Origin of the sequence: Microlunatus sp. GCM10028923 (assembly GCF_042666975.1) — a bacterium.
In the GTDB taxonomy this organism is placed as follows: domain Bacteria; phylum Actinomycetota; class Actinomycetes; order Propionibacteriales; family Propionibacteriaceae; genus Microlunatus.
The window spans coordinates 155856-169084 of the sequence record NZ_JBHTFF010000005.1 but is presented as its reverse complement, the minus strand read 5'-3'; the positions used below and the strand labels follow the sequence as shown (position 1 = coordinate 169084).

General features: G+C 71.0%; 16 protein-coding genes. 8 read left to right on the top strand and 8 right to left on the bottom strand.

Annotated elements, in window-relative coordinates:
• Complete coding sequence (locus ACFQU4_RS13920; RefSeq protein WP_377492754.1) at nt 1-1683, top strand: hypothetical protein; 1683 nt, start codon at nt 1-3, stop codon at nt 1681-1683.
• Between the two features lies 1 nt (nt 1684).
• Here ACFQU4_RS13920 and ACFQU4_RS13915 read toward each other — a convergent pair whose 3' ends face one another.
• Nucleotides 1685-2185 (bottom strand): DUF664 domain-containing protein, encoded by a 501-nt coding sequence (locus tag ACFQU4_RS13915; protein WP_377492752.1) that lies wholly within the window; start codon nt 2183-2185, stop codon nt 1685-1687.
• A gap of 106 nt (nt 2186-2291) precedes the next feature.
• Between ACFQU4_RS13915 and ACFQU4_RS13910 the strand changes: the two genes are divergently transcribed.
• Nucleotides 2292-3122, top strand: coding sequence for an aminoglycoside phosphotransferase family protein (locus ACFQU4_RS13910; RefSeq protein WP_377492750.1), 831 nt, complete (start codon nt 2292-2294; stop codon nt 3120-3122).
• On the opposite strand, the gene ACFQU4_RS13905 is transcribed toward ACFQU4_RS13910, so the two are convergent.
• Both ACFQU4_RS13905 and ACFQU4_RS13900 read right to left on the bottom strand, forming a co-directional pair.
• On the bottom strand, nt 3119-4351 hold the full coding sequence (locus ACFQU4_RS13905) for an RNA polymerase sigma factor (RefSeq protein WP_377492748.1): 1233 nt from the start codon (nt 4349-4351) through the stop codon (nt 3119-3121). The genes ACFQU4_RS13910 and ACFQU4_RS13905 overlap by 4 nt on opposite strands.
• Nucleotides 4348-4677 (bottom strand): YciI family protein, encoded by a 330-nt coding sequence (locus ACFQU4_RS13900; RefSeq protein WP_377492746.1) that lies wholly within the window; start codon nt 4675-4677, stop codon nt 4348-4350. The genes ACFQU4_RS13905 and ACFQU4_RS13900 overlap by 4 nt, the downstream gene beginning before the upstream one ends.
• Before the next feature lie 184 nt (nt 4678-4861).
• Between ACFQU4_RS13900 and ACFQU4_RS13895 the strand changes: the two genes are divergently transcribed.
• The gene (locus tag ACFQU4_RS13895; protein ID WP_377492744.1) at nt 4862-5731 is read left to right on the top strand and encodes a phosphotransferase; all 870 of its coding nucleotides are present in this window, start codon (nt 4862-4864) and stop codon (nt 5729-5731) included.
• Here the strand turns inward: ACFQU4_RS13895 and ACFQU4_RS13890 are convergent, their stop codons facing one another.
• Nucleotides 5732-6175, bottom strand: coding sequence for a VOC family protein (locus ACFQU4_RS13890; RefSeq protein ID WP_377492742.1), 444 nt, complete (start codon nt 6173-6175; stop codon nt 5732-5734).
• A 46-nt stretch (nt 6176-6221) separates the two neighbouring features.
• Between ACFQU4_RS13890 and ACFQU4_RS13885 the strand changes: the two genes are divergently transcribed.
• Nucleotides 6222-6590 carry an ArsR/SmtB family transcription factor gene (locus tag ACFQU4_RS13885; RefSeq protein ID WP_377492740.1) on the top strand — a complete coding sequence of 123 codons (369 nt, stop codon included), beginning with the start codon at nt 6222-6224 and terminating at the stop codon, nt 6588-6590.
• Nucleotides 6587-7411 carry a VOC family protein gene (locus ACFQU4_RS13880; protein WP_377492737.1) on the top strand — a complete coding sequence of 275 codons (825 nt, stop codon included), beginning with the start codon at nt 6587-6589 and terminating at the stop codon, nt 7409-7411. Before ACFQU4_RS13885 ends, ACFQU4_RS13880 begins: the two co-directional genes overlap by 4 nt.
• A 17-nt stretch (nt 7412-7428) precedes the next feature.
• Here the strand turns inward: ACFQU4_RS13880 and ACFQU4_RS13875 are convergent, their stop codons facing one another.
• Nucleotides 7429-8010 carry a hypothetical protein gene (locus ACFQU4_RS13875; RefSeq protein WP_377492734.1) on the bottom strand — a complete coding sequence of 194 codons (582 nt, stop codon included), beginning with the start codon at nt 8008-8010 and terminating at the stop codon, nt 7429-7431.
• Nucleotides 8011-8025: 15 nt separating this feature from the next.
• A complete protein-coding gene (locus ACFQU4_RS13870) occupies nt 8026-8907 on the bottom strand; it encodes an aminoglycoside phosphotransferase family protein (protein ID WP_377492731.1) in 882 nt (293 codons plus the stop codon).
• Between the two features lie 165 nt (nt 8908-9072).
• Between ACFQU4_RS13870 and ACFQU4_RS13865 the strand changes: the two genes are divergently transcribed.
• Together ACFQU4_RS13865 and ACFQU4_RS13860 are read left to right on the top strand one after the other, a co-directional pair.
• Nucleotides 9073-9594: a DUF664 domain-containing protein gene (locus tag ACFQU4_RS13865; protein WP_377492728.1), complete on the top strand. Its 522-nt coding sequence runs from the start codon at nt 9073-9075 to the stop codon at nt 9592-9594.
• A gap of 70 nt (nt 9595-9664) precedes the next feature.
• Nucleotides 9665-10648 (top strand): aldo/keto reductase, encoded by a 984-nt coding sequence (locus ACFQU4_RS13860; RefSeq protein WP_377492725.1) that lies wholly within the window; start codon nt 9665-9667, stop codon nt 10646-10648.
• 75 nt (nt 10649-10723) lie between these two features.
• Here ACFQU4_RS13860 and ACFQU4_RS13855 read toward each other — a convergent pair whose 3' ends face one another.
• Both ACFQU4_RS13855 and ACFQU4_RS13850 read right to left on the bottom strand, forming a co-directional pair.
• The gene (locus tag ACFQU4_RS13855; RefSeq protein ID WP_377492722.1) at nt 10724-11596 is read right to left on the bottom strand and encodes a phosphotransferase; all 873 of its coding nucleotides are present in this window, start codon (nt 11594-11596) and stop codon (nt 10724-10726) included.
• Nucleotides 11597-11648: 52 nt separating this feature from the next.
• Nucleotides 11649-12413 (bottom strand): class I SAM-dependent methyltransferase, encoded by a 765-nt coding sequence (locus ACFQU4_RS13850; protein WP_377492719.1) that lies wholly within the window; start codon nt 12411-12413, stop codon nt 11649-11651.
• 135 nt (nt 12414-12548) lie between these two features.
• On the opposite strand from ACFQU4_RS13850, the gene ACFQU4_RS13845 reads away from it, so the two are divergent.
• Entirely contained in the window at nt 12549-13172 is a 624-nt protein-coding gene (locus ACFQU4_RS13845; RefSeq protein ID WP_377492716.1) for a pyridoxal 5'-phosphate synthase, read from the top strand.
• Nucleotides 13173-13229: the final 57 nt, after the last annotated feature.

Here is a 13229-nt window from a genome sequence, read left to right as displayed (position 1 = left end):
ATGATCGACGGGACCTCCGTCAACGCGCTCGTCACCGAACTGTGGCCCGACTTCCTGGCCCAGATTCCCGAGATCCTCGCCACTCAGGACCCGGCCACCGGGCGGTTCGGCACCGAGCCGTTCATCGTCAACGACCAGAACGTGCTCTGGCCGCTCGCCGTTGCCTGGGCCACCGAGCCGGCCGCCGGGCGGCCGAACCCGTACCACCATGATCAGGAACTGCTGGCGGCGATCATCGCCGGCGGCGACGCCCTGATCGACGCCGCGGACGAGCGCGGCCAGTTCGAGTTCCGGAAGAAGGACAACTCGACCTGGGGTCCGATCTACATGCCGTGGACGTACTCGCGCTGGATCCGGGCCTGGGGCCTGATCCGCGACGCGATGCCCGCGGATCGCCGTGCTGCTTGGGATTCCGCGCTGACCCTTGCGGTGGACGGGATCGTCGCGACGGCGCTCACCGAGCCGATCCGCAACATCCCGGCGCACCACGCGATGGGCGTGTACGCGGCGGCGCAGGTGCTCGGCCGCGACGACTGGGCCGCGGCCGCGACCGACTATCTGCACCGGACCGTCGCCGAGCAGGACCCGGCCGGCTTCTGGTCCGAGCATCGCGGTCCCGTCGTGGCGTACAACGTCGTGTACGTCGATGCCCTCGGCTGCTATCTCGGGATGTCCGGCGACCGCGCGGTGCTGCCGGCGCTGGAGCGGGCCGCGGCCTTCCACGCCAACCTCACCTATCCCGACGGGACGCTGGTGGAGACCGTCGACGAACGCAACTACTACCGGCACAGCCAGGCCTCGCTGAGCGTCGGCTTCCTGGCGTCGGCGGCCGGCCGCGGCTATCTGCGCTGGCTCCATCGGGTGCAGGGTTCGGAGGGCGGGCCGGTGGCGGCCGACACCATCGCCTCGATGATCAAGTACGGCCACGACGGCCCGGCCGAGGAGGTGGCGGCCGAACGGGCCGAACACCGGTTCGTGCTCGGCGCGGACGACGCGCTGGTGGAGCGCCGGGAACCGTGGTTCGCGACGGTCTCGGCCTATCACGGCCCGCAGGGTCCGAACCGCTGGATCCAGGACCGGCAGGCGCACCTGTCCGTCTATCACGACGCGGTCGGCCTGATCTTGAGCGGCAGCAACACCCGGCTGCAACCGTTGTGGTCGACCTTCACCGTCGGTGATCCGGCGCTGCTGGCGCATCGCGCGGGCGACGAGGATCCCGACTTCTCGGTACGGCCCGGGCTGGATCATCTGCCGGCCTCGGCGACGCTGCGACCGGACGAGCTGGGGCTGGATCTCGACTACGCGGGCGTTCCGGTCTCGGTCCGGCTCGAGCTCACCGAGGACTCGGCCACGGTGCGGTACGGCCTGCACGGTGAGTCCGACCGGCCGGTCGCCGCGCAGGCCGGCCTGGTCGCGAAGCTCGGCGAGCCGTGGCAGGCCGGTGATCATGGCGGGACGCTGGACGCCAAGCCGATCCGGCTCACCGGGGCCGACTGCGGCGGCTGGTTCGCGCACCGTGGCTGGCGGGTGACCCTGCCGGACGAGGCGGTGCTCAGCTGGCCCGTGCTGCCGCACAATCCGTACACCAAGGATGGTTCGGCGGAGCCGGCCGAGGGCCGGATCGTGATCACGCTCCCGCTGCCGGCGCCGGGCGAGGCGCGGCTCGTGATCATGATCTCCTGAGTCAGGGCGGGTCGTTGCCGATCAACCCGTCCACGGCCTCGCGGACGATCGACGCGTGCCCGGTGTGCAGCAGGTTCTCCTCGAGGATGTCGGTCAGCGTCCGCCGCCGGTTCACCGTGTAGTCGGGCCCCCACGGCAGGACGGTGTCCAGGTCGTTGATCATGGTCGCCCAGGACTGCCGGGTGCGTGCGATCGTCTCGTACCAGAGGCCGTAGAGGCGGTCCGGGTGCCGGCCGTGCTCGTCCCAATCCATGCCGTCCAAGGATTCCTCGTGGCTGCGTCCCTCGGCCTTGGCGGTCCAGTCCGCCTCGACCCGGGTCAGGTGGATGACCAGCCAGGCCAGGGTCAGCTTCGACGGCGGGTGCCGCTGCTGCAGTTGCTCGGCGGTCAGCCCGCCGGTCTTCCAGGCGAACTGCCGGTGCACCCGGTCGAGCGAGAACAGCATCATCTCGCCCTCGGTGCCGGTCGGTCGGTCGGCGAGTGGGATCAGGGTGTAGTCCATGATCAGCTTCTCCTCGGCAGCGGTGGCGACGGGTCGAAAACAGGTTAGCCTCGTTCGGCCCGGCCGCATAGCATGCGAGTTCGGTCCAGGCAGGGGAGAGGCGAGGATGCAGGCAACGGAACTGGCGCGGGCGGTGACCGCGGCGCGCCGGATCGCCGTCGACGCCGGGCTGGAGGTCGACGACGCGGTCGTGCTGCAGAACTCGAACAAGGCCGCCGTCCGGCTGCTGCCCTGCGACGTGCTGGCCCGGGTCGCGCCGGTCGCCGAGCAGTGCGCCGAGTTCGAGATCGAGCTCGCCCAGGCCCTCGTCGCGGCCGGGAGCCCGGTGGCGGCCCTCGATCCGCGGGTCGCGCCGCTGGCGTACCAGAGCGACGGGTTCGTGATCACCCTGTGGACGTACCACGCGACGGTGATCACCGGGGAACTGCCGCCCGACCGCTACGCGGACGCGTTGCACCGGCTGCATGCCGGCATGCGCACGGTGGAGATCACGACGCCGCACTTCTCCGATCGGGTGGAGGAGGCCCGGTTGATCATCAGCAACCGGGCCGGCAGTCCCGAGCTCGGCGACGCGGACCGGGAACTGCTGCTGGACACCCTGACCGGGCTGGGTCGTTCGATCGCCGAGCGCGGCCGCGACCAGCTGCTGCACGGCGAGCCGCATCCGGGCAACCTGCTGGCGACAGCGGCCGGGCCGCTGTTCATCGACCTCGAGACCTGCTGCCGCGGGCCGGTCGAGTTCGATCTCGCCCATGCACCGGAGGCCGTCGGTGATCACTATCCCGGCGTTGACCGGGACTTGCTGCGCGACTGCCGGCTGCTCGCCCTGGCCGTGAACACGAGTTGGCGCTGGGAGCCCAATGATCAACTTCCGGACGGGCGCCGGCTGGCGGACCTGTGGGTCGGCCAACTCCGGGCCGCGCGGAGCGCCTCCTAGGCCAGCTGGTTGCGGCGGCGGGTCAGGTAGGCGGTCTCCGCGGTGTTGCCGGCGAGTTCGATCGCCCGGTCGTACGCGGCCCGCGAATCCTGGCTGCGCCCGAGCCGGCGGAGCAGATCGGCCCGGGCCGCGTGGAAGGCGTGGTAGTTGATCAACGCGTCCGACAGCCGGTCGATGATCGCGAGGGCGACCTCGGGGCCGTCCAGTTCGGCGACCGCGATGGCGCGGTTGAGTTCGACGATGGGGGACGGGTCGATCCGGACGAACTGGTCGTAGAGCGCGACGATCTGGGACCAGTCGGTGTCCCGCATGTCCCGGACCGAGGTGTGCACGGCATTGATCGCGGCGAGCAGCTGATACCGCCCGGGCGCGACGCCGGTGGCGATCCGCTCCCGGACCAGCCGGTGGCCTTCGGTGATCAACTCCGGGTCCCAGGACCCGCGGTCCTGCTCGTCCAGGGTGACCAGTTCACCGGTGGTGGAGACCCGGGCGGCGCGGCGGGCCTCGGTGAGCAGCATCAGCGCCAGCAGGCCGGCCACCTCGCCGTCCGCGGGTAGCAGGCTGCGGATCAGTCGGGTGAGCCGGATCGCCTCCGTGGTCAGGTCGTGCCGGATCGGGTCGGCGTCCGGACTGGTCGCCAGATAGCCCTCGTTGAAGACCAGGAACAAGACCGACAGCACGCCCGAGACCCGGGTCGGCAGGTCCTCCGCGTCCGGCACCCGGTACGGGATCCGGGCCGCCTTGATCTTGTCCTTGGCGCGGGTGATCCGCCGTCCCATGGCCGATTCCTGGACCAGGAAGGCCCGGGCGATCTCGGGCACGGTCAGCCCGCCGACCATGCGCAGCGTCAACGCCACCCGGGCTTCCATGCCGAGAGCGGGATGACAGCAGGTGAAGATCAACCGGAGCCGTTCGTCCTCGATCGCGCCGAGAGGCTCGGGCGGTTCGGTGTCGTACATCTGCTGAGCCTCCTTCTGCTTGTCGTCGCGTTTGCTCTCGCGCCGGATCCGGTCGATGGCCCTGCGGTTGGCGGTGGTGGTCAGCCAGGCACCGGGATTCGGCGGTACGCCGTCGACGGGCCACCGCTCGACGGCGGTCGCGAAGGCCTCCGCGGCCGACTCCTCGGCGATGTCAAGATCACCGAAACGTCGGGTCAGGGACGCCACCACGCGAGCCCACTCCTCGTGATGGGCTCGGGTGATCGCCTCCTCGGCGTCCGGCCCGGTCACAAGGTCTGGAACGGCCGGACCTCGACCACGCCGTTGCAGGCCTTCGATCCCTCGGCGGCCAGCTTGAGCGCCGTCTCCCGATCCGGTGCCTCGATGATCCAGAAGCCGGCCAGGTATTCCTTCGTCTCCAGGAACGGGCCGTCGGTGAGCACCGGCGCCTCGCCGCGGCCGTCCACGACCGTCGCCGTGCTCGGCGCCGCGAGCCCGTCGCCGAAGACGAACTGCCCGGCCGCCTCGAGCCGCTGGTTGAACTCGTCGGTGGCCGCCAGCTCCTCGGGCGTGGCCGCGCCGGTCTCGTCGCCCATCACGGAAATCAAGAACTGCATCGTCTGATCGTCTCCTCTGGTCGGGCGGGCCCATCGTAAAGGCCGCTCCTCACCTCTGCTACGAATCGCCGAGCCCGGATCGGACACGGACGCCCGAGATTCTTCGAAACCTCGGGCGTCCGTGCAGCGTGCGCGCGGAAATCCGGATGCCGGGCGGGTCGGTTCTCGCCAGACTGGCCCGATCATGGTCGAGTCCGAGAACCTGCCGCAGCCGGTCCGACGGCTGGCCGCCGAGCTCGGGCTCACGGTGGAGCGGCGGCTGGCCGGCGGCGAGTGGGGTGCCTACCTGGCGACCGATGCCGACGGTGTGCGCGTGGTGCTCAAGATCATGCCGCGGCACGAGACCCGGCTCCTGGAACGGGTGACTCTGGCGGTCCGCCTCACCGACCGGCTGCGCCGGGACGGGTACCCGATCCCGCGGTTCCTTGATCATGGTCGGCGGCAGGACGAGGTCTACACGGTGCAGGAGTTCGTCGACGGCGACGTGCCGAACCTGCTCACCGCCGCGCACGTACGCCAGGTGGACGAACTCTGGCGACGCCACCGCGGCGCCGCCGCACCCGAGCGCGCGGATTGGCCGGCGGAGTTAGCGGCGGCGCGGACCATCGGGCACCGGCTCTGTGAACGGTTGGCCGGAACGACGCAGGAGCGGCTGGCTCGGCGGATCACCGCGATCCTGGACGCCGCCGACGGTACGAACCTGCGGGCCACCGACCTGGAGCACCGTGACTTCCACTACCGCAACCTGATGGTCGACGGGCCTCGGCTGGTGGCGATCTTCGACTGGGAGAGTGCCCGGCCGGGCGACGCGCGGCGCGATCTGCTCAGGATGGCGTCGACCGGGATCGGCATCGGGCGGCTCGAGCCCGAGGCGAGCGACCTGCTCCGCGAACTCGTCCGGCGAGAGGTCCCGGCCGACGTCCGGACGGTGCTCGGCGCGATCCTGGCGCTCGGCGATCTCGGCTTCGGCACCTATGCGGGAGCCGAGCCGCCGGAGTGGATCCTCAGGTCCTGCGCCTACCTGCTCGACGACGCGGTGCCGGACCGAGCATGATCAACTCGGGGCGGGCGGCTGGTTGAACATCCAGCGCTGGCCCTCCGGGTCGGCCGCCCGGTAGAGCGTGCCGTGCGGGGTCTCCTCGACCTCCGAGAGCAGGGTCGCTCCGGCCGCCTTCGCCCGCTCGAAGTGCGCCGCGACGTCGTCGACCACGACGTAGACGCCGTTGACGATGTACGGATGGTCGAGCCAGGTCCGGGCGGCGGCACAGGACTCGGCGTGGTGCCGCGGGCTCTGGTAGCCGCGGCCGAAGTCGACCAGCATGATCTTGCCGTTCCCGTACGAGAGCTCGGCATGCCCGATCCGTCCGTCGTCGCCGACCAGGCGCATGGTCTCGGTGAAGCCGAAGGCCTCACTGAGGAAGGCGATTGCGGCGTTCGCGTCCTCGTACGCCAGCATCGGGGTGAGGGTCGGAGTCTGCGTCGTTGCTGCCTCGGTCATGGGGCCATGCTGCCAATCATTAACGAAATGTGCAACTATTGCCCTTGTGGAGACAGATCAGAACGGCGTCGACGATGTCCTCGCCGCGCTTGCCGATCCGGCCCGGCGCAGGATCGTCGACCTGCTGGGCTCCCGGGCCTACCGGCCGGGCGAGCTCTCCGAGCTGCTCGGGGTGTCCGCCCCGATCATCAGCCGACACCTGCGCACGCTGTTGCAGGCCGGCCTGGTCGAGGACGAACGCGTGCCGGACGATGCGCGGGTGCGGCTGTTCCGCCTGCGCACACAGGGCATCGCGCCGTTGAGCGCGTGGCTCGGTCAGCTGCAGACGAGTTGGGACGAGCAGTTGGCCGGCTTCAAGGCCTACGCGGAGGTACGGGTGCCGGCCGCTCGGCTGGAGAAGGGTGCCGGCCGATGACCAGGACCTCCGCCGAGTCGAGCGTGGAGATCGCGACCGATCCCGAGACGGCGTTCCGGATCTTCACCGAGGAGATCAACCTGTGGTGGGTCCGCGGCCCGATCAACCACTACGACGCGTCCCGGCTCGCCGAGCTGCGGCTGGAACCGGGCGTCGGCGGGCGGATGCTCGAGATCTACGACGAGGCGTCCGGTGATCAACTGGAGACGGCTCGGATCACCACCTGGCAGCCGGGGGTGCTGCTGGTGATGCGGGACAGCGTGCAGGACACCGAGACCGAGGTGCGCTTCGAGCCGGCCGGCGGCGGCACCAGGGTCAGCGTCGCGCAGCGGCTGGTGCTCGGCGGCGATCCGACCGGACTGGGCTTCGGTTGGGTGTCGATGCTGCCGACCTTCCGGGCCTGGACGCTGCGCCGGGACACCGCGCCCCGCGAACCACGAGAGACCGGGCGGCTCGGGATCGCCTTGTACTACAAGAATCCCGGCACCGCGGCCCGGTGGCTCCGGTCGGCCTTCGGGCTCGGTTCCTGGGACGTCGACCGGGTCCCGGAGGAGGGCGACGGGCCGGGCTGGATCGACCTGCACATCGGCGACTCGCTGTTGATCTTGCTCCCGCTCCGGGGCGAGCGCCCGCCGGGCGGGCCGGTGACCCACGGCGTCTGGGTGCATGTGGACGATCTCGAAGCCCACTTCGCGCGAGCCAAGGAGTCCGGCGCGGTGATCATCTCGGAGATCGCCCGGCACGGCAGCCGGAAGTATGTCGCCGAGGATCCGGAAGGGCACCGCTGGACCTTCGTCCAGGCCCGGCCGACCATGCGCTGACGATCAGGCGCTGATGATCATGGACGCCAGTCGGTCAGCGACTCGGTGTCGTGATCGGCCCGCCAGGTCTCGAACTCGTCGAAGGTCGCCACGCCGTCGGCCAGTACGGCCCGGTAGACATGGATCGAGCCGCAGCGCCGGTCCGGGCGGGCGGCGAGTTCCTGCTTGATCGTGAGGATCGTCCGCCGCGACTCGGGCGTCAGCGCCGCCCGCATCGGCTCGACCAGCGAGGACGACAGCGGCCCCGGATGATCATGGCGGAGGGCCCACATGTCGACCTTCCACTCCTCGCCCTGGTGCCGGAAGCCCAACTTCCAGTAGATGCCCTCGTCGGCGCCGTCGAGGTGGTTCGAATAGGCCGCTCTGATCGTCCCCGGGTGGGCGGCGCAGGCGGCCAGCACCGCGAAGCCGGCCTCGGCCGTCGGCTCGGCATCGCAGAAGATCTCGAGATCGAGGTCGGGCGCCACCATCAGCCCGTACGAGGTCGCACCGACCACCACCGGCCGGCCCACGGCCGACCACCGGCCGATCAGGTCGAGCTCGCCGAGGATCGCCTCGGCCGCGCGTTGCCGCTGCTCGGCGGCCACGATGACATCCATGCATCCCCCTGGTGATCAAGCTGCGGCGAGCAGCGTCCGGGCCGTCCGGACATACGCGGTCAGTGGGCCTGGTTCACGGCTGTCCATGAGCCAGGAGCACAGCAGCACCGTCTGCGCGGCGAGCCAGCGCACCGACCGGTCCTGCGGAAGGCCGAGGGTATCGGCGAGCCGCCGGGCCTGGCCGACCGGGTCGGGCTCGGCTTCGCTGCGATTGACCAGCCACGCGGCCAGCTCGTGCGCGGGGTCGCCGTGGCAGGGCCGGGGATCGATCGCCAGCCAGCCGCGCTCGCCGCGGATCACGTTGCGCTGGTTGAGATCCCCGTGCAGCAGCCGGTCGTCCTCGGTCGCGACCGCAAGCTCGGCGTAGAGGGCCGCGCCCTCCCGGAGCAGCGCGTCGTCGAGCCGGTCGGCCCGCTCCCGAAGGCGTACCGCTCGGTCGGCGGCCAGGTCCCGCAGCAGCGGCACCGGGATCTTCGGGTCCGGCTCGGAGCGCCACAGCCGGGGCAGCACCTCGGCCGCGGCGGCCAGGGCGATCTCGGGCGGGTGTTCGGAGGCGGTGCTGCCCGGCTCGCACCGTTCGGTGAGCGTCGCACGTTCGTCGGGGTCGGCCTCGTGGATCCGTACCGCACCGTGGCCGTCGTAGTGCCGGAGCACCGCGAACGCGGCGGCGAAGTCGGGATCGGGCAGGGCGATCTTGAGGACCACCGGCGTCCCGTCGGCCCGGTCGGCCGGAGCGGCCCAACTCGCGTCGCCACCGGGCCGGTAGCTCGGCCCGATCGTCAGCCGCCACTTCCGCGCGTACTCGGCGACCAGTCCGGGCAGCCGTTCGATCCATTCCTCGGCGCCCGGGTGATAGGTGACGAGCCGTCGTCGTTGACCATCGTCCAGCAGCTCCATGGCCCGAGTCTTTCCGTTTCCGGATCTCCCGGGCAACGGATTTGATCTTGCGCCGCGGGACGGACTGGGCTCCTTCTCCCACGTTATAGCGGCAGCGGGGGCTTGCGGCAAGGCCCCGGTGCGGGTCGAAGATGTCCGGGCCAAGCCTTCCGGACGGAGTTGCCGATGACCTGGATCGCCCCCGACGTGGATCGTGACGATCCGCACGAACTGCTGATCGCCGACGAACGGACCATGATCGACACCCGGCTGGAGCTGCACCGGAGCACGTTCCTGCGGAAGTGTGCCGGGCTGACCGGCGCCCAGCTCGCGGTCCGGGCTGCTCCGCCGTCGGACCTTTCCCTGCTCGGGCTGCTGCGGCATCTGACCCAGGTCGAGCGGACCTGGTTCACCCGGTCGATGGCGGGCGCGGAGGACCGGGCGCGGGTCTATCCGGCCGGCGGTGCGGACCTGCGTGAACTCGAGCCGGACCAGGCGGCCGACGACTACGGGCGGTTCCTCGACGAGGTCGCCGCCAGTCGGGAGGTGGCGGCCCGGTTCGAGCTCGACGACGTGTTCCACGCGCCGGTGTTCGGCCGGCCGGCGTCCGTGCGCTGGCAGCTGCTGCACATGATCGAGGAGTACGCGCGGCACAACGGACACGCGGATCTGCTCCGTCAGGCCGTCGACGGACAGACCGGCTGGTAGCCGATTGGACCGGAAAGCCCGGCCCGGAACGGACCGCTCGCCCGGGTACCGCCAGGCCTAGGGTGCAGACATGCCCGCAACGACCAAGATCATTCCGCAGCGCCGGATCGGCCCGGAGGGCGCGCAGCGTACGGTCAGCGCCCTCTGCCTCGGCGCGATGAACTTCGGCACCACCACCCCGCGGGAGACCGCGTTCCGGATCCTCGACCGGTTCGTCGAGGCCGGCGGTACGTTCATCGACACCGCCGACAACTACAACCAGTGGGCCGGCACCGGCCACGAGAGCGAACAGCTGCTCGGCGACTGGCTGCGGGCCACCGGGAACCGTGATCAACTCGTGCTGGCCACCAAGTGCGGCGCGAAGATGATCAAGGGCGACGACCCGAACGTGATCGGGAACTGGGAGGGCCTCGGCGGAAGCGCCATCGAGGCAGCGATCCGGGGCAGTCTGGACCGGCTCGGCGTCGAACGGATCGACCTCTACTACGCCCACTACGACGATCGCACCGCCCCGCTCGAGGAGACCGTCACCACCCTCGGCCGGCTGGCCGAGCAGGGCGCCGTGGGCCTGGTCGGCTGCAGCAACTACCTCGCCTGGCGGCTGGAACGCGCCCGGCGGCTCGCCGATGATCATGGACTGCCGCGGTTCACGGTGATCCAGTCCGAATACACCTACCTCTGGCCGACGCCGCTCGCGAACCGGCCCGAGATCGCCGGCCTGGAGCTGCTGGACTACGTCACCGAGCACCCCGACGTCACCCTGGTCGCCTACAGCCCGCTGCTCGCCGGCAGCTACGGCCACGCCGAACGCCCGCTGCCGGCCGGTCGCGGCTACGCCCATCCGAGCGCGTACCAACGGCTGCAGACCTTGCGCGAGGTGGCGGCGGAGCTCGACGCGACCCCGAACCAGGTGGTGCTGGCCTGGCTGCTCCGCCAGGAACCGACCCCGATCCCGCTGTTCGGCGCCTCGTCGCTCGCCCAGCTGGAGGAGGCACTCGACGCGCTCGACCTGATCTTGGACGACAAGGTCGTGTACCGGCTGGACCGCGGCTGAGTGACCGAAATCGACGGGAACTCGCGCGTGCTGCGCCGGATTGGCCCGGAACGGGCGAATCGCCGTCGATTTCGGTCAGCCGATCAACGCCTGCCCTACCTGCCGGGTGGTCAACGCGCGGATATCCGGCCGGGTGCTCGCGTAGGCGGCATGGGCGATCACGCCGCCGGCGATCGCGTTGCCCCGGGCCCGGACCCAGGCGGCGTCGTCCAGTCCGACCGCGTCGCGGAACCGCTGCCGGACCGACGGCGACATCAGCGAGTAGGCGATGTCGAGGTCGGCGGCCGGATCGCCCCGGCCGAAGCTGCCGAAGTCCAGCACGGTGCTGATCCGGCCGTCCCGGGCGAGCAGATTGCCGCTGTGGAAGTCACCGTGCACCCAGCTCTGAGGCCCCGGCTCGGCGGCCGCGGCCTCCTCCCAGACGGCGAGCAGGGCGTCCTGGTCGAAGTCCGCGCCGACCTTCGCGATCGCCTTCCGCGTCTCGGCATCCCGGCCGCTGATCCGGCCCCGGGCGATGCGGTCCCGCCACTCCTCGGGGATCTCCAGGTCGACCGAGCGCAACGCCACCAGGAAGTCCGCGAGCTGCAGCGCGACGTCCACGGAGTCGGCGAACTCGGCGGCCGTCGCGACCGTGCCGTCGAGCCAGCGGCAGACCAGCCAGGACCACGGATAGCCGCGTCCCGGCTGCCCGACCGCCACCGGCTCCGGTACGGCCAGCGGCAGCCGGGGTGCCAGCAACGGCAGCCAGTACGCGTGCTTGGCGGCGTCGTTGATCGCGCCGGAGTGGCGCGGCACCCGGACCGAGAGCTCCGGGCCGAGCCGGTAGATCGCATGATCGGAACCGCCGGGCAGGACCCGGTCCAGCGGCAGCCCGGCCCAGTCCGGGAACTGGTCGTCGACCAGCTGTCGGACCAGCGCGTCGTCGAACTGCGGTCGGTGCTCGGCCATGATCGGGATCAGACCAGACCTCCTGCTGGCCGGTCCAGTGGATTTCCGCCGGTCAGGGCCGTGACGTGATCAACACGAGCGATCCCTCGAAGTGGGGCTGGGTCCGGAGCGCCCCGTGCGCCGCCTCCCAGCTGCCGTCGTCGAGCGCGGTACGGAGTCGCTCGACCGACGCCTCGGCGACCTCGGGCTCGACGAAACTCCAGGCCGAGTTGGCCCGCCGCGCGCCCGGATCGAGCAGCGCCTCCGGCCGCCCGTAGTAGGCCTCGCCGAACCCGTCCACACAGTTCACCGGGATCGGCACCGGGACGACGGCGGTCGTCCCGCCGAGTCCGGCGGCGATCCGCGCGGGCGTCGGGTAGCGCCGGGCCTCGGTGGCGATCACTTCGGGCGCGTACTTGGCCAGCCAGAACCGGTCCAGCAGGTCCGGATCGCAGGTCATGATCACCACCGGGCCGCGAGTGACCCGGCGTACCTCGGCGAGGCCGCGGTCGAGATCGCTCCACTGGTGCACCGAGAACGTGCTGATCGCGGCGTCGAAGCTGTCGTCGTCGAACGGCAGCTGCTCCGCCGTGGCGTCGACGGCTTCGGCGAGCCAGTCGGGTCGCTGGGCCCGCATCGAGGCCGAGGGCTCGACCGCGGTCACGATCCGGTCGCGCGGTTCGTAGGATCCGGCGCCGGCGCCGATGTTGATCAAGGTCCGGGCGTCGCCGAGCTGGGCGGCGATGGCGGCCTCGAATTCGGGTTCGGGCCGGCGGTAGTTGCGGTAGCCGGTGCCGATCGTCCCGTAGTCGGCGTCACCGGCGGATCCGTCTGTCATCCGGGTGGTCACATGGACCGAGCCTAGGCACCCCGAGGGCGCGTGTCTCGGTCCAGAATGCGGGTGGTCTCCTGCCCGGTCCAGCGGCTTCTCTGGTCCGTTCCCGGGCGTCGTCGTGCTGCCAGAATGGCTTGCGTGGAAGCACTGACCGGAGATACGACGCTGCTGCTGCCGGAGTTCGACCGCCCACCGGTCGACCCGCTGACCTTGGCGGCCGATTGGCTGGCCGCCGCCGAGGCTTCCGGGGTACGGGAGCCGCGGGCCGCCACCTTGGCCACCGCGACCGCCACCGGCCGGGTCTCGGCCCGGACGTTGTTGATCAAGGACATCGGGCCCGCCGGAGTGATCATGGGATTCTCCGAGACCAGCCGCAAGGGGCGCGAGCTCGCCGAGAACCCGCGGGCGGTGATCAACTTGTACTGGCGGGAACGGCTCCAGCAACTCACCATCGCCGGCACGCTGAGCCCGGCCGGGGACGCCGAGTCCGACCTGCTGTTCCAGGGCCGGGTGCGCGGCGCTCAGGCGGTCGCCGCGACGGCCCACCAGTCCGGCGTGCTGACCGATGCCGCCGAGTTGCGCGAGACCGTGGACCGCCTCGCCGCGTCGTCCGAGCCGATTTCCCGCCCGGCCGGCTGGCACGCCTGGCTGCTCGTACCCGATGAGCTGGAGTTCTGGCACGGCAGCCCGGACCGGTTCCACCGCCGGCTCCGCTATCTCAAGGACGGTACGGGGTTCCGGGCCGAACGGCTCCAGCCCTGACCGTCGGCGGCCCGTACCTCTGAACGGCGTTGGGATGTCCGGTCCGCGCGATCGGCT

Coding starts and splice junctions, on each gene's coding strand:
- ACFQU4_RS13920 (WP_377492754.1), top strand. CDS start 1: ATGATCGACGGGACCTCCGTCAACGCGCTCGTCACCGAACTGTGGCCC.
- ACFQU4_RS13915 (WP_377492752.1), bottom strand. CDS start 2,185: ATGGACTACACCCTGATCCCACTCGCCGACCGACCGACCGGCACCGAG.
- ACFQU4_RS13910 (WP_377492750.1), top strand. CDS start 2,292: ATGCAGGCAACGGAACTGGCGCGGGCGGTGACCGCGGCGCGCCGGATC.
- ACFQU4_RS13900 (WP_377492746.1), bottom strand. CDS start 4,677: ATGCAGTTCTTGATTTCCGTGATGGGCGACGAGACCGGCGCGGCCACG.
- ACFQU4_RS13895 (WP_377492744.1), top strand. CDS start 4,862: ATGGTCGAGTCCGAGAACCTGCCGCAGCCGGTCCGACGGCTGGCCGCC.
- ACFQU4_RS13890 (WP_377492742.1), bottom strand. CDS start 6,175: ATGACCGAGGCAGCAACGACGCAGACTCCGACCCTCACCCCGATGCTG.
- ACFQU4_RS13880 (WP_377492737.1), top strand. CDS start 6,587: ATGACCAGGACCTCCGCCGAGTCGAGCGTGGAGATCGCGACCGATCCC.
- ACFQU4_RS13875 (WP_377492734.1), bottom strand. CDS start 8,010: ATGGATGTCATCGTGGCCGCCGAGCAGCGGCAACGCGCGGCCGAGGCG.
- ACFQU4_RS13870 (WP_377492731.1), bottom strand. CDS start 8,907: ATGGAGCTGCTGGACGATGGTCAACGACGACGGCTCGTCACCTATCAC.
- ACFQU4_RS13865 (WP_377492728.1), top strand. CDS start 9,073: ATGACCTGGATCGCCCCCGACGTGGATCGTGACGATCCGCACGAACTG.
- ACFQU4_RS13860 (WP_377492725.1), top strand. CDS start 9,665: ATGCCCGCAACGACCAAGATCATTCCGCAGCGCCGGATCGGCCCGGAG.
- ACFQU4_RS13855 (WP_377492722.1), bottom strand. CDS start 11,596: ATGGCCGAGCACCGACCGCAGTTCGACGACGCGCTGGTCCGACAGCTG.
- ACFQU4_RS13850 (WP_377492719.1), bottom strand. CDS start 12,413: ATGACAGACGGATCCGCCGGTGACGCCGACTACGGGACGATCGGCACC.